This window comes from Pseudomonas sp. LBUM1668, assembly GCF_059695715.1.
Genome location: NZ_CP166787.1, coordinates 517,828 through 532,734, shown reverse-complemented (window position 1 = coordinate 532,734; position 14,907 = coordinate 517,828). Strand labels below are relative to the sequence as shown.

Below are 14,907 nucleotides of genomic sequence, written 5' to 3'. Positions count from 1 at the left end.
CCCGATGGGCTGCGAAGCGGCCCCAAAACCATTCACCGCGGTGATTCCGTCAGACTTGGCTAGCCGTATTGACGACTGCTGCGCAGCCGATCGGGGATAAATCCCCTCGCCACAAATTCATGTCACCTGAAAATACTGTGGCGCCAGGCTACTTGATGAGTCTGCCCAGGCCATCGAGCAATCGCTGCAACGCGCCCTGATTGCGGCGCATCACCGCCAGCCCGGCGTCGGCCATGCGCTGCGCATCGCGCGGCAACTCGAACAGGCGCTGCACTTGCACCGCCAGCCCTTCGGCATCATCCACTTCAACCAACGCGCCGGCCTCGCGCAACTGCGCGGCGATGTCGAGAAAGTTGAACAGGTGCGGGCCGCTGATCACCGGTTTTGCCAGTGCGGCGGGCTCCAGTAAATTGTGCCCGCCATTCGGCACCAGGCTGCCACCGACAAAGGCGCTGTCGGCCAAGGCGTAGAGAAACAGCAGCTCACCCATGGTGTCGCCGAGCAGCACCGAAGTTTGCGCATCGACATTGGCCCCGGTCGAACGACGCAGCGTGGCAAAACCTTCGCGCTGACACAGTTCAAACACCGAGTTGAAGCGCTCCGGGTGACGCGGCACCAGAATCAGCAACGCATCCGGATGATTGGCCAACAAACGCCGGTGGGCGTTCAACACCACTTCATCCTCGCCGTCATGGGTGCTGGCGGCGATCCACACCGGTCGCTCCAGCGCCTGCCACTGGCCACGCAATTGGGCGGCGCGTTGCAGCAGTTGCGGGTCGATGGTCAGGTCGAATTTGATCGAACCAGTGACCTCGACCGTCTCCGGACGCGCACCCAGATCGCGGAAGCGCTGAGCCTCGGCCTCGGTCTGCACGGCAAAAAAACTCATCTCGGCGAGCATCGGCGCGGTCAGTTTGCTGAAGCGGCCATACCCCTTGGCCGACCGTTCGGACAAGCGCCCGTTGGCCAGCGCCACCGGGATGCCGCGTTTGGCGCACTGATGAATATGGTTGGGCCACAGTTCGGTTTCCATGATCACCGCCAGTTTCGGCTGGACGCGATCGAGAAAACGCGCCGCTGCGCACGGCAAGTCATAGGGCAGATAGCAGTGCTGGATGCGCGGCTCGTTGGCGAACAGTGCCTGAATTCGCTCCGAACCGGTCGGCGTCATGCAAGTCACGGTAATCGGCAGCTGCGGATAACGTTGCAGCAAGGCGCGGATCATCGGCGCCGCGGCGATGCTTTCGCCCACCGACACCGCGTGCACCCAGATGCCACCGGGTTGCAGCGCCGGCATTGCGTAAGAGAAACGTTCGCCAATGCGCTTGGCATACGCCGGCGCCTTGCGCGCCCGCAGCCACAGCCGAATCGCCACCAATGGCAGCCCCAGGTAAAACAGCGCGGTGTACAGAGTTCTATTCATGGCGGCGGAGTTTATCGACTTTTTCCGTCGATCGCGCGCAAGTGCACGGCAAAACGCTCGGCCAGCCAACGCGCCGCAGGGCCGAGCGGCTCGTCGCGCCGCCAGACCAGCTCCACCACCAGCGCTGGCGGCGTCCATTCGCTGGCGAGCTCGACCATCAAACCCTGATACGCCGAGTACTGCACCACGTGCCGGGGCAGCCACGCCCAGCCAAGATCGCGCACCAACCATTCGGCCATGACGTAGAAACTGTCGGCCCGCCACACCTGTGGACTGGCCGGCTCGCTGCCGGGGTAGACGCTGGTTTGCGTCGACATCAACAGTTGCCGGTGTTGCGCCAGTTGCTGGCAGGTGACGTAGGGCTGCGTCGCCAACGGATGATTGATCCCGCAGACCGTGACCATTTCCACGCTGCCCAGCACTCGTCGTTCCAGCGCCTCGGGGATTTCATCGTGATAGAACAGCAAGCCGAGATCGGCGCGGCGCTCGACGAGTTTGCGTGCGACTTCGCCTTGAGCAGCGCTGGTGAGTTGTACTTCCAGGCTGGGAAATTGTTCGGCCAGCGCGCCGAAACTTTCCACCAGCGCCTGATAAGGCATCGCCTCATCCTGCGCCACGCGCAGTTGCGCTTCCTGGCCGCGCATCATCGCCATGGCCCGGCCATTGAGGCGCTCACACTGGCGCAAGACTTCCCGCGCCTCTTCGAGCAGCGCCTCCCCCGCTTCGGTGAGCCTGGGCTGACGACCGCTGCTACGCTCAAACAGGCTCACGCCCAGATCGTCCTCGAGCATGGCGATGGCACTGCTGATCGCCGACTGCGCCTTGCGCTGCTGCCGGGCCACGGCGGAAAACGAACGCTGTTCGGCGACCGCGATAAACACGCGTAACTGATCTAGATTCCACTGCGTGCTCATCGCACATCCCATCTCTCAAACAGATAGGTAATGACTTTACCGCATCTGAACAACCTCTAAAATGCCGACCTCAGAAAGTAACGCTGCACACGAGGATTACACATGAACGCCTACGCCTACCTTGCCATCGCCATCTGCGCCGAAGTCATGGCCACCGTTTCGATGAAAGCGGTCAAAGGCTTCAGCACGCCGCTGCCACTGCTGGTGGTGATCGTCGGTTACGCAATCGCGTTCTGGATGCTGATCCTGGTGGTGCGCACGGTGCCGGTGGGCGTTGCCTACGCGGTGTGGGCCGGGATGGGCATTGTGATGGTCAGTGTCGCGGCGCTGTTTATCTACGGGCAGAAGCTGGATGTGCCGGCGATGTTGGGGATGGGGTTGATTGTTCTTGGCGTTGTGGTGATTCAACTGTTCTCGAAAACTGCGGGGCACTAAAGAAAAAGATCGCAGCCTTCGGCAGCTCCTACAGGTGTACGCATGACCCTGTAGGAGCTGCCGAAGGCTGCGATCTTTTTTCGCCTGTATACTGCGCCCTCGTCTTGAACACTGAGGTCGCTGCATGCCATCCGTTATTTCCACCGACGTTCTGATTGTCGGCGCTGGTGTCGCCGGCCTCTGGCTGAATGCGCGCCTGCGTCGTCAGGGTTTTTCGACCGTGCTGGTGGAAAGTGCCAGCCTCGGCGGCGGGCAAAGTGTGAAATCCCAAGGCATCATTCACGGCGGCGCCAAGTATGCGCTGCACGGCGCGTTGACCGGCGCGTCGGAAGCCATCGCCGACATGCCGCGACGCTGGCGTGAAGCGCTGGCCGGCAACGGCGAGCTGGATCTGAGCGGCGTGCGCCTGCTCTCCGAAGCCCATTACCTGTGGTCGCCGGGCACCCTCGCCGGCAACCTCACCAGTTTCTTCGCCAGTAAAGCCGTGCGCGGCCGCGTCGATCAGGTCAAGGGCGAGCAACTGCCGCCAGCCCTGCAAGACAAGCGCTTCAAGGGCAAGGTCTATCGCCTCGCCGAACTGGTGGTCGATGTGCCGAGCCTGATCCAGCGTCTGGCCGATCTGGCCGGTGACGGTCTGCTCGCCGGGCAGACCATCGAGCCCATGCTGGAAGCAGGCGTGCTGGTGGGGCTCAAGGTCGACGATCGCGAGATCCGCGCCCAGCGCATCGTCCTCAGTGCCGGCGCCGGTACCGCCCAACTGCTCGAGAATCTGGGCCTGACTCATCCGGCCATGCAGCGCCGGCCATTGCACATGATCCTCGCCAAAGGCCCCGGCCTGAAACCGCTGTACGCCCACTGCCTGGGCGGCGGCACCAAACCGCGCATTACCGTCACCACGCATCCGGCGGCTGATGGTCAGTGGGTCTGGTACATGGGTGGCGACATTGCCGAAAGCGAAGGCGTGAACCGCGAACCCGCCGAACAGATCGCTACCGCGCAAAAAGAAATCGCCCAGTTGTTGCCGTGGATCGATCTCAGCACGGCGCAATGGGCGACGTTGCGCGTCGACCGTGCCGAGCCGCTGCAAACCGGCCTGACGCGCCCGGACAACGCATTCCTCGCCGAAGAGGGTCGCTTGCTGGTCGGCTGGCCGACCAAACTGGCGCTGGCGCCGGACTTTGCTGACCGAGTGATTACCTCCTTGCAGCGCGACGGTATCCAGCCGCAAGCCGGCGAACCGTTGCCGTCGCTGCCAAAACCACCGATGGGCGTTCCGGCCTGGGAGCAACTGTTGCCATGAGCATTGCCACCCTGCATGACTTTCACCGCCCGCTGGGCAGTACCGGCCTGATGGTCTCGCCGCTGGGCCTGGGCACGGTCAAACTTGGCCGCGATCAAGGGGTGAAATACCCCAACGGCTTTCAGATTCCCGATGACGACGAAGCACGGATGTTACTCAGGCAAGCACGCGAGCTAGGTATCAACCTGATCGACACGGCCCCGGCCTACGGTCGCAGCGAAGAGCGCCTCGGCCCACTGTTGCGCGGCCAGCGTCAGGACTGGGTGATCGTCAGCAAAGTCGGCGAAGAGTTTGCCGACGGCCTCTCGCGACACGATTTCAGCGCGGCGCACACGCGCCTGTCGGTCGAACGCAGCCTGCAACGTCTGGAAACGGACTTTATCGATCTGGTACTGGTGCACTCCGATGGCAACGACCTGGCCATTCTCGAGCACGAAGACGTTTATGCCACACTCGCCGCGCTCAAGGCCGAGGGCAAGATTCGCGGCTTCGGCTTTTCCGGCAAGACCGTCGAAGGTGGCCTCAAAGCATTGGAGCAAGGCGACTGCGCGATGGTCACCTACAATCTGAACGAACAAAACGAGAAGGCTGTCATTGACTATGCTGCTGCGCACGGCAAAGCCATTCTGGTGAAGAAGGCCCTGGCCAGCGGTCACGTTTGCCTGAGCCCGGGCGTGGATCCGGTACGCGCCAGCTTCGAGTTGCTTTTCGCGCAACCTGGCGTGGCCAGTGCTATCGTCGGGACGATCAATCCGCTGCACCTCGCCCACAACGTTGCGACCGTTGCCCAAGTCCTTCGTGGTCACTGACGCCGCCCCGCGGCCTTAAGCAGGAGCCGATATGCCGCGCACGCTCATCAGAAAGAACCCGAGCAACTTCAAGACTCTGCCGCTGTTCGTCGAAGCAACGCCCGAAGGCCTGACGTATCAGAGCGTCGGCATGCCGCTGAATTTCACGCAGACCTTGCAGCGACGCAAACCGGTCAGTGTGACGGACACCGAACGCTTCTCGCTGGAACTGGCGAATCTGGGCGTCTCGGTACGCCTGACCCTGCATTGGCAGAATCGCGACTACTGGGTGCTGGTGCGCCAGCGTCGGCAGGATCGCGGCGATGTGGTGCTGAAGTTGATTTCCGGTTACGTACCGGCTCACGAACTGAATATTCCGCTGCACACAGCCATTCAAGAGATCGCCGAAGAGTGTTTGCTTGAAACCCCCGAAGGCTGGCTCGGCGGGCGTTTCAACGACACTTGGCTGCCGGCGCCCTACTCGTCCGCCCTGCACTATCGCGAGGCTTTGCCGTTTCGGTTGACGCCACTGTCCGGTTCAGCGCGGCCCATTCGTAGCGCCAATCTGCAATTGCTGGAGCGGCCGCGCGCTTATGTGCATTTGCCGACAGCGTCGCTGCAATTGATCTACGACTTGCGCCTGGACGTGCCCAAGGAAGCCAAATCCCTGAGCCTGTTCCACGTCGATGAGCGTCTGGAAGGCGATCAACTGGTGGCGCGGCTCGACCGCAAGCGACCCGATCTGTACTTGATGCCACTCAAGGACGGCGCGCCAGTGGCCGAGCTGTACACCCTCAAGCGCGACAAACTGCTACCGGCCAGCACGCGCGGACTTTATCTGGCCGAGAGCTTTGCGAATCAAGAAGGCTGGGTGGTGCGCGAAGAGCGGATTCGCTGGAAAGACTGGCTCGTGCAACAGGGCCTGCAACCGGCAAAGCCCCCTCGTGCGGGCCTCAAGCAGCTAAGTCTCAAGGCGTTGCGCCTCGTTGGTCTGGGCAAGAAGCGCGCGAACTGACTGCCGGTTAGCGCCGACGATCCAGCCACGTACGCAACGTGGCGAAGAAGTGGAAGTAACGATTCTCGCGTTTGCCCATGCCGCGCTTGGGCGAGAACGACTCCTCGGCAAACGCGCCGGTAATACGCACCCGCGAAGCCTGGGTCTTCAGCGTGCAAACCTTGGCGTCGGCCTGCTGCAATACGTATTTTAGCAAGCGTTCGGAATGCAGCTTCCTCCCCGTCGCCTTGCAGAACTCGAAGATGCGCTCGACTCGTTTGCCATACGCGACGTAAGTATCGCGACCGCAAATGGCAAAGCGGTCGTTCAACCCTCCCCACCACTGCCAATCGGGAATGTAGGCATTGTGCTGCCGCGCCTCTGGATGATTGAACACATAGGCCGGTAGCGGGTTGTGGAAGAAATTGTCCGGACGCACGAACACCACGAAATCGGGATTGAAGGATTCAATCATGCTGGTGACGGTGTGCAGCGAGTTGAGCTGATAGATCAGGTTGCGCAACGATGCAAAATCATCCGCCCAGGTATCGCCCTGTGTCTTGACCTGCTCGAAATCCCAACGCTCCAGCACGCCTTCGGTTGAGGTCAGCGTCCCGATCATCGACTCGAATGGCTGGTAGTTGTCCGCCGCCAGCTCGCCTTTCTCGCCTGAGCGCGCGTTCTGCACTTCATCGATTTTGTACAGGTGATAAAAGCACTTCACGTCGCTGCCCGCAGGTAACTGCGCCAGTACGTTCTGTTCGATGGAAGGAAAACAAATCGGCGAGTTTCTCGGGATACCAAAAAAAGCCACGGCAATTTTCAACACTCAACAGCACCTTTTCGAAAGTTGTACGGGCCGGCCGACACCGCGGACTCGCTTATTTGCGGCGAAACAACTTTTGCCACCAGCGGCGGGGTTGCAGCGGCACGACGATGACGTCCGATTTCTGCAGCCAGTCGCGCTCGTAATCCCAGGCATGCCCACCCCATAGTTTTCCAGCTTCGTTGGAAAAACCCAGGGTCATGAGCTGATAGGTGTACCCGGCATGACCGCGCAACCAGTCGAACAGCACCAGCGTGTTGAAACCGGTGGAGGGGCCAACGTAGCGCTTGCCGCCCGGCCGGTCGACCGGATAGTTCCAGAGCGGTGGCAGCGGAATGCGATCCCAGTACATGGCCACACGAGGCAGCGGACACATCGGTGCGGCACAGCCGACCAGCATGGTGAAAAAGCGCTCACCCGCCTGATCACACAGCCGCTGCACGTCCGGCCCAAAGGGCAGGCCAAAAAAATACGCGTCCTGCGCGTTATAGCCATGCACGACGACGTTCACGCTGCGCCAGTCGAGCAGTGGCGCCTTGATGCAGGTATTGAAGCTGACCACGACGTCATCGACGCCAATGTTCAACGCCTGAAAATCCGCCGCCGTAATGGCCGGATTGTTGGCAATCAATACGACCCGAGCCGCACGGCTCAGGCACGCCTGCAATGGCTCGGGCAGCGCCCCCAGAACAGACTGGTCACCGCCAGGCAGCGCATCCAGCGCCATGTGTTCGTCCTTCATTCAGGTCGGCACCTTCATCCCGTGGCGTAACTTGACCCAGAACTGCGTGAACGCCGAAGGCGGCTGCCATGGGCGCATCTCGCGCTGGATTTCCGTGGCCAGGGCCTGACCAACACGGGCGAAGGAATAGCGACTTTGCGCAAATTCCTGCCCCTTCATGGCGATACGTTGCGCCAGCTCCGGGTCGTCCTGCAGCAGTTTGATCTTTGCAACGGCCTCGTCTTCGCTGCGATAAAACACAGTGTTGTGCATGTCTTCGAAGCCGAGCAACTGATCTTCTTCGCCTTGGCTCCAGGCCAGCAGCACGCAGCCACAGGCCATGGCTTCAAAATTCTTGATCATGAACTCGTTCATGCCGATGTCGGCACTGACGAAGATCTTGATGCGGTTGAGTGTTTCGAGGTATTCCGAACCCGACTTCGTGCGGGTCACCAGCATGCCGGTACGTTGCGCGAGCGACTCCAGCATTGCCTTGCGCTCGGCGTACTCGGTACTTTTCAGGCTGCCAAGAAAACCGATGGGGATATCCCGCTCGGCGCCGGTGTTGCGCAGCATCTGCTCGTCGTAACCCTTGGAAACGAAGACGGTGTCGATGCCTTCAGCGAGCATTTTGCGGGCAACCACGGCGCCAGACACCAGCGCGCGGCAGCTCGGCAGACGACTGTAGAGACGCGAATACACGCCACGGTATTTACTGGCGGGCATGTAGTTCTGGTAGGCGTCGTGTTCGAGGAAAACCAGCCCGGGAATGCACTTGAGCACCCGCAGTTGCGTGGCCAGGCGCTTGACCCGGGAGAAGATCACCACGCGGTCGAACGTCTGATAGTCGACCGAGGCCAGAAACCGTCCGAGGTTTAGCTGTTGCTGCTTGCTCAGACGGTAGATGACACATTCATCACAGTTCTGCTGCACGATGTCGTAGAGCCGGTCGAGAATGACCCGCTGCTCGTCCATCACCAGTAGCATGACTTTCATAGATTAATTGACCACGCGACGTAGGCAGGCAAGCGCATCGGATTCAAACCTGCCGACATCAACGGAAACGGCTAGATCCCCAAGGCAAAATCCGTTCACACGCAGTACACAACGGTAAAAATTCATCTGATCAGCGACTGCGGATTTTTTCGACAATTGCGGTCGTCGAGCTGTTTTCCACAAGCCCCAGCACTTTCACGGTACCGCCATAAGACGTCACGATGTCCGCACCAACCACTTGGTCGATCCCGTAATCGCCGCCCTTGACCAACACATCAGGCTTGACCTCACGCAGCAGGTTTTCCGGAGTGCCTTCAGGGAAACTGATGACCCAGTCCACCGCACCAAGCCCCGCCAGAACCGCCATACGCCGGTCAACACTGTTGATCGGACGACCCGGCCCCTTCAAGCGACTGACCGAAGCATCGTCATTGACCGCGACAATCAGACGATCGCCTTGCGCCCGCGCCTGTTCCAGATAGGTCACGTGGCCGGCGTGCAGAATGTCGAAGCAGCCATTGGTGAAGACAATCTTTTCGTTATGCGCGCGAGCATCGGCCACCGCGAGAATCAACTGTTCCAGGCCCAGCACACCGCGCTCGGAGCCTTCTTCACGCTGAATGGCGCGACGCAGTTCCGGAGCACTGATGGCCGCCGTACCGAGTTTGCCGACCACAATGCCGGCGGCCAGATTGGCCAGCGCCACGGCGTGGGGCAGCTCTTCACCGGCGGCGATGGCAGCAGCCAGCGTCGAGATCACCGTGTCACCGGCACCGGTAACGTCAAACACTTCTCGCGCACGGGCCGGCAGGTGCAGCGCCGGATGATCAGGACGCAGGAGGGTCATGCCGTGCTCGCCACGGGTCACCAGCAGCGCACCGAGCTCAAGGTCGTGCATCAGCGCGGCGCCCTTGCTCACCAGCTCATGCTCATCGGCGCAACCGCCGACGATGGCTTCGAATTCACTGAGGTTGGGGGTGATCAGGCTGGCGCCACGGTAGATCGAGAAATCCTTGCCCTTCGGGTCGGCCAGCACCGGGATATTCCTGGCACGGGCAGCCTGAATCAGCGCCTGATGGTTTTTCAGTGCGCCTTTGCCGTAGTCGGACAACACCAGCACCTTGATGCCTTCCAGCAGATCATCGACCTGCGAGGCGAGGGCCAGGGCATCGGTGGCAAACGGTTCTTCGAAGTCGATACGCAGCAATTGCTGGTGCCGGCTCATGACCCGCAGCTTGACGATGGTTGGCTGGTGCGCAATGCGCTGGAACAAGGCACGTACGCCCGCGCCCTTGAGACTGTTGCTCAGGCTGTCGGCAGCTTCGTCGTCCCCGGTCACACCGACCAGGGACGCCGGCGCACCCAGCGCGGCAATGTTCAAGGCAACGTTCGCGGCACCGCCCGGACGATCTTCGATTTGCTCGACTTTAACGACCGGCACCGGGGCCTCAGGGGAAATCCGTGAGGTTCCGCCATGCCAGTAACGGTCGAGCATGACATCGCCGACTACCAAGACCGGGGCTTGATCGAAACGCGGCATGGACAACTTCATGGAGCAACCCACATACAAAATGAACAGGGGCGCGATATTAACACAGGGAAAAGCGCCGTCCGCCTCAATCTGAAAGGTCGCGCACCCAGAACAATTCGTGGCGCCGGACAGCTTTGCGGAAAAATTCGTTACTGCCCGTGACAGGCCAGCGGCGCCCGGCCAGAGCCTGCTGGATCCAGCGGCGCAATTGGCGCTTGAACGCTTGCCCACCCTGCAGGTCATGCTCCATCGCCAGTGCCATGGCCTTGTCCAGTTGCGTATCCGCCGACAGCAGCGGGCTCCACAAGCGGTCAGCCGGCAACGGCTCGATCGCAGGCGGCAAGGCGATACCGGCACCGGCAGGCCCCATCGGCCAGCGGTCGTTGTCATGCAGGTGATTGGCGTACATCAGCAGGGTCGTCGGCTTCCAGTTGCTCAGGGCAATGGCTTCAAGCAGGGCTTGAGTGCTGGCGACGTGATCGCTATGGGGATCGAGTTCAGGATGCGGCGTGACCAGCACCTCGGGACGGTAGTGCTCCAGCAGTTTCGCCAGATCGCCGACCAGATTCTGCCAGGTCGGTTGCCCATCGACGTCGGCGGGCAACGCCAGCGGATTGTGCCGGCGCACACTGCGCACATCGCTTTCCTGCGACTCTCGGGAGCCGAACGCTTTGCCCGGTTCTGCAGCCATCGCAGGCAATTGCAGGCAGTAGTAACCCAGTTGCACGCAACGCTCGGCGGGCACCCCGCCCCACTGCGGAATCGCCAGACTGTCCCAACTGCGCAAACGCCCCTTCAACCGGGCAGCCGCAGCTTGATCCAGACCCAGACGCTGGAAATCTTCAGCCTCAATCTCGCCTTGGGTCAGAGTGACGATGCTGACGTCCTCGCAGCGGCTATACAGGCCAAACGCTGCCAACTCGGCATCGTCGGCATGGGGCGCGATGACCATCACGCGCTGGCGGCTGTAGTCAGGGCTGGCCATGACCCACAAAGTACCGACGGCGCCTGCCGCGCAATACCGGCCGCGCAGGTTCAGTGAGCCCTGCTGTAATGCCTCGGCTTGACCGGACAGATTCAGAAAACGCCGCCCGCTGACCCCGCGCTCGAAATCCTGGCGATCATCGCCGACCTGAACGTAAGGATCGAGCCAGCGCCCTAGCCAGCCAGCCTTCAATTCAAGTTCGAGAATAAGCGTTTCGCCTGCAGCCAACGGTTCGCTCAGACGCACAACACCACCGCTCAGGCTCACCGCCTGCCGCGCCGTGTCGGTAGGAAACGCGTATTGATAATCGTCAGAGGGCCGGTAGAACAAATGATCGGCAAACCACCCCTCGTGGGCGATCCAGGCCAGCACCAGCAACAGCGGCACCAGCCACCACGCGATGAGTAACCCGATCACAAGCAGCGCGACCAGAAAGGCCACGAGGAACATGCGCTTGTTACGTCGATGGGCCTTGAGAAGCTGTTGCTTGCGAGCGCTCATGGATTCAGACCTTGTAGACCGGCACCGTGTGGCACCAGCGATCCTTGTACTCACGGTCGGCACGACCGAATGAATAACGCAGAGGCTTGCCCAGCGCCCGCGCGTCTGCCCAGGCCTGCTGGGTGTTGACGAAGCTCAGAACGCTGCCGGGGCTGAACTCGCGGCTCTGCGGGTCGACGCCACCATTGACGTATTCAAGCGACACCCACTCGGGCGCCTCGACTCGATACAAAACCTGAATGGCCACGGGGGCCGATTCGAGCATGGCCACCGAGCCGGTCATGAATTCGCGCAACAGCGTGAAGACCTCGACCAGCCCGGCCTTGCCCGGTACTTCAAAGCCCCAGCGACGCTGAAACAGATCGCCGTAAGCGGCGGCCTGCTCTTGCGGGGTAAAGTCGGACATCGGTACCAGCGAGCCACCCGCCTCTTCCAGCAAGCGCTGCTCGCGACGCTGGTTGTAGCGAAATTTCTTCGAATACTCCTCCGGCAACCGGGCCAGGGCCAAGCCCTCCGGCTGCGCTTTCAAGGTGCTGATCTGCTCGGCATTCAGTTGGGAGACATAGGCCATGCGCTGACGGACCGGCACGACGATATCGGGCGCGATCGGCAGGATGATTTCCGCATTGCCCATGTCCAGCAAGCCGCGCTTGCCCTCGCGCTTGAGCACTTCCTTGGACAAGGCGACATGGCGCCCCCAGCAGGGAATGGCGGCAAGCACCTCACCGCCAACGATCCAGCCCAGATAACGCAGTTCGATACCGACGAAGGTCGACAGCCGCTCTACCACTTCGGGATGTGTCGCGAAACTACCACCGAAACGCTGCCAGGCACCCGCGTACGCATCCCGGTCGATTTCACTCCAGCCGCGCTCACGAAAGCTGCGAAACATTGTCAGCATACGTTGGTCACGTGGGCCGGCTGAGGTTCGTCACCTTCTTCAAACTCTTTGGCATGCAGACGTGAGTAATAGCCGTTCTGCTCCAGCAGTTGTGCGTGACTGCCGCGCTCGACGATGCGGCCTTCGTCCATGACCAGAATCAGGTCGGCCTTCTCGATGGTGCTCAAGCGGTGAGCAATCACCAGCGTCGTGCGGTTCTGCACCACATGATCCAGTGCTGCCTGAATGTGCCGTTCCGACTCCGTATCGAGAGCCGATGTGGCCTCGTCGAGAATCAGCAACGGCGCATCCTTGAGCAGGGCCCGGGCGATGGCGATGCGCTGGCGCTGGCCGCCGGACAGCAATACGCCGTTTTCGCCGACCATGGTCTCGTAACCCTGCGGCATCTTGACGATGAACTCGTCGGCATAAGCCTCGGTAGCCGCGCGTTTGACCTCTTCGAAAGGCGCGCCAGCCAGATCGCCATAAGCGATGTTGTTGGTCACCGTATCGTTGAACAGCGTGACCGCCTGGGTCACCAGAGCGATCTGGCGACGCAGGCTGCGCAAGGTGAAATCCTGAACCTCTACACCATCGAGCAGAATCTGACCCTGCTCATGCTGGTAGAAGCGCGGAATCAACCCGGCCAGCGTCGACTTGCCGCTACCCGAACGCCCGACCAAAGCCACCATCTGCCCAGGCTCGACGACAAAGCTGATGTCGTTGAGCACCTTTTTGTCGGTGTCCGGGTACTGGAAGCTGAGATTGCGCACTTCCAGACGACCTTCAAGACGATCGCGCTCGACCGTGCCCTGATCCACTTCCGCCGGCTCATCCAGTTGCTCGAAAATACTCTCGGCACCGGCCACGCCTTTCTGGATGGTAGAGCTGACTTCAGAGAGCTGACGGATAGGCTTGGGCAACAGACCGGCCATGGTGATGTAAGCCACCAGATCGCCCGGCGACGCGTCACCGCGAAGATAAAGCACGAGGAACATGACCACGGCCATGGCGCTGTACGTCACCAGTTGCAGCATCGGCGTGTAGACCGCGCCGGTCTTGGTCATCGTCAGCTGCTTGTCGGTGTTGCTTTGGCTGGCGTCGCGAAAGCGGTCTTTTTCATAGACTTCACCGCCGAAACTGCGCACCACGCGATAACCATGAATGGTCTCGGAGGCGACGTGCGTGACGTTGCCCATGGACACCTGGATCTTTTTGCTTTGCTTGCGGAATTTCTTGCTGGTGCTGTTCACCATAATGCCGATCACCGGCAGGATAGCGACCATCACCAGGGTGAGTTTCCAGTTCATCCACAACAGGGTGCAGAACAGGAAAATCACCGTCATGCCTTCACGGATGACCACTTTGATCGCGTCAGTCGCCGCCCCCGTGACCATCGTCACGTTGAAGGTGATCCGGGAAATCAGATGACCGGAGTTGTTCTTGTCGAAGAAGCGGTTGGGCAAATCCAGCAACTTGTTGAACAGCACGACCCGCAAGTCATGCACCAGGCCCAGAGAAACCCGCGCCAGAAAGAAGTTGCCGAGATACGAACCCACACCCTGCAACACGGCGATGAACACAATCATCAGCGGCACGGTTTCGAGCAACTGCAACTTGCCCAGATAGGGATTGCCCGGAAACAGACTGGCTTCAGGATTGGCCAGGCCGTCGACAAAGTACTTGAGGATGTAAGCGAGCATCGGCTGGGTCGATGCGAAAAGCAGAAACCCGACGATGCTGAGAAGGAAGAGACCGGCATAAGGCCGCACGTAAGCCAAAAGGCGGAAATAGATCGCCAGCGTTGACTGGGCTTTCGGTTCAGGACTGCTCATGGTGATCCGCACAATTCAGTGAGGCGCGGATGATATCACACGCGTTTTTCCCCCGATAAACATGACTTCACGCCAGCCTTTGAGCAAGTCGGTTAAGATACGCCGCTAATGATGGGAGCCAGATATGCAATCGATTGATCACAGCACTTACGAGGCACTGCGCGAAGGTGCACACGTACTGGAAGCCGACGGCTCCGGCGACAAGGTGCTCAGATTGGCCGATGGACGCATGCTCAAACTGTTCCGTCGCAAACGGCTGCTCAGTTCTGCGCTGTTCTACCCCTACGCGCAACGTTTTGCCGACAACACCCGGGCGCTTGAACAACGCGGCATCCTCTGCCCCAAAGTCATCGCGGTGTACCGCATCCCGAGCATCGAGCGTGACTGTGTGTATTACAGTCCGCTGGCGGGCAATACCGTACGCCAATTGCAAGGCACCAGCGAAGAGACTGAGTCTCTGAGATTCCAGCTGGGCGCATACTTTGCTCAATTGCACGAGAAAGGCGTGTACTTTCGATCGCTGCACTTCGGCAACGTGGTGCTGACCCCGGACGGCCATCTGGGCCTGATCGACATCGCCGACCTGCGCTGCCAGAAGCGCTCGCTCAGCGACAGCAAACGCCTGCGCAATTTCGCTCACCTGCTGCGCTACAAGGAAGATCGGCAATGGTTGCTGGGCCAGGACGCCGGCGACACCTTTATCGAAGGTTACCGACAGGCCCTGCCGAGCAACCGGCAAGCGCCGCTGATCTCGCGCCTGCGCCCACTGCTTGCTTGA

At 60.8% G+C, this 14,907-nt stretch carries 14 protein-coding genes; 5 read left to right on the top strand and 9 right to left on the bottom strand.

The genetic code is table 11. From position 1 onward, the window contains the following. Positions 1 to 148: 148 nt before the first annotated feature. Both waaA and ACA061_RS02350 read right to left on the bottom strand, forming a co-directional pair. The gene (gene waaA, locus ACA061_RS02355; protein ID WP_210554275.1) at positions 149 to 1,423 is read right to left on the bottom strand and encodes a lipid IV(A) 3-deoxy-D-manno-octulosonic acid transferase; all 1,275 of its coding nucleotides are present in this window, start codon (positions 1,421 to 1,423) and stop codon (positions 149 to 151) included. An 11-nt stretch (positions 1,424 to 1,434) separates the two neighbouring features. Further along, entirely contained in the window at positions 1,435 to 2,337 is a 903-nt protein-coding gene (locus ACA061_RS02350) for a LysR family transcriptional regulator (RefSeq protein WP_150617550.1), read from the bottom strand. Positions 2,338 to 2,439: 102 nt separating this feature from the next. Between ACA061_RS02350 and ACA061_RS02345 the strand changes: the two genes are divergently transcribed. The 4 genes from ACA061_RS02345 (at position 2,440) to ACA061_RS02330 (ending at position 5,875) form a co-directional block, all read left to right on the top strand. Further along, positions 2,440 to 2,772 (top strand): DMT family transporter, encoded by a 333-nt coding sequence (locus ACA061_RS02345; protein ID WP_150602668.1) that lies wholly within the window; start codon positions 2,440 to 2,442, stop codon positions 2,770 to 2,772. A gap of 124 nt (positions 2,773 to 2,896) precedes the next feature. Further along, entirely contained in the window at positions 2,897 to 4,072 is a 1,176-nt protein-coding gene (locus ACA061_RS02340; RefSeq protein WP_210554277.1) for an NAD(P)/FAD-dependent oxidoreductase, read from the top strand. Further along, positions 4,069 to 4,881, top strand: a complete 813-nt coding sequence (locus ACA061_RS02335; protein ID WP_210554278.1) for an aldo/keto reductase — start codon at positions 4,069 to 4,071, stop codon at positions 4,879 to 4,881. The genes ACA061_RS02340 and ACA061_RS02335 overlap by 4 nt, the downstream gene beginning before the upstream one ends. 31 nt (positions 4,882 to 4,912) lie before the next feature. After that, positions 4,913 to 5,875, top strand: a complete 963-nt coding sequence (locus tag ACA061_RS02330) for a metal ABC transporter ATPase (RefSeq protein WP_150602671.1) — start codon at positions 4,913 to 4,915, stop codon at positions 5,873 to 5,875. A gap of 7 nt (positions 5,876 to 5,882) precedes the next feature. Here ACA061_RS02330 and ACA061_RS02325 read toward each other — a convergent pair whose 3' ends face one another. The 7 genes from ACA061_RS02325 to msbA form a co-directional block, all read right to left on the bottom strand. Then, positions 5,883 to 6,683: a hypothetical protein gene (locus ACA061_RS02325; RefSeq protein WP_210554279.1), complete on the bottom strand. Its 801-nt coding sequence runs from the start codon at positions 6,681 to 6,683 to the stop codon at positions 5,883 to 5,885. Between the two features lie 52 nt (positions 6,684 to 6,735). Further along, positions 6,736 to 7,422 carry a hypothetical protein gene (locus tag ACA061_RS02320; RefSeq protein ID WP_210701175.1) on the bottom strand — a complete coding sequence of 229 codons (687 nt, stop codon included), beginning with the start codon at positions 7,420 to 7,422 and terminating at the stop codon, positions 6,736 to 6,738. Then, entirely contained in the window at positions 7,423 to 8,397 is a 975-nt protein-coding gene (locus tag ACA061_RS02315) for a glycosyltransferase family protein (protein WP_150617545.1), read from the bottom strand. A 130-nt stretch (positions 8,398 to 8,527) separates the two neighbouring features. Next, positions 8,528 to 9,949, bottom strand: a complete 1,422-nt coding sequence (hldE, locus tag ACA061_RS02310; protein WP_042557338.1) for a bifunctional D-glycero-beta-D-manno-heptose-7-phosphate kinase/D-glycero-beta-D-manno-heptose 1-phosphate adenylyltransferase HldE — start codon at positions 9,947 to 9,949, stop codon at positions 8,528 to 8,530. 64 nt (positions 9,950 to 10,013) lie between these two features. Next, a complete protein-coding gene (locus tag ACA061_RS02305) occupies positions 10,014 to 11,414 on the bottom strand; it encodes a PIG-L deacetylase family protein (protein WP_497300489.1) in 1,401 nt (466 codons plus the stop codon). Positions 11,415 to 11,418: 4 nt separating this feature from the next. Further along, positions 11,419 to 12,315, bottom strand: coding sequence for a GNAT family N-acetyltransferase (locus ACA061_RS02300; RefSeq protein WP_210554283.1), 897 nt, complete (start codon positions 12,313 to 12,315; stop codon positions 11,419 to 11,421). Continuing rightward, complete coding sequence (msbA, locus tag ACA061_RS02295; RefSeq protein ID WP_150602677.1) at positions 12,309 to 14,129, bottom strand: lipid A export permease/ATP-binding protein MsbA; 1,821 nt, start codon at positions 14,127 to 14,129, stop codon at positions 12,309 to 12,311. The genes ACA061_RS02300 and msbA overlap by 7 nt, the downstream gene beginning before the upstream one ends. 124 nt (positions 14,130 to 14,253) lie before the next feature. Between msbA and ACA061_RS02290 the strand changes: the two genes are divergently transcribed. Further along, positions 14,254 to 14,907: a lipopolysaccharide kinase InaA family protein gene (locus tag ACA061_RS02290; RefSeq protein ID WP_150617541.1), complete on the top strand. Its 654-nt coding sequence runs from the start codon at positions 14,254 to 14,256 to the stop codon at positions 14,905 to 14,907.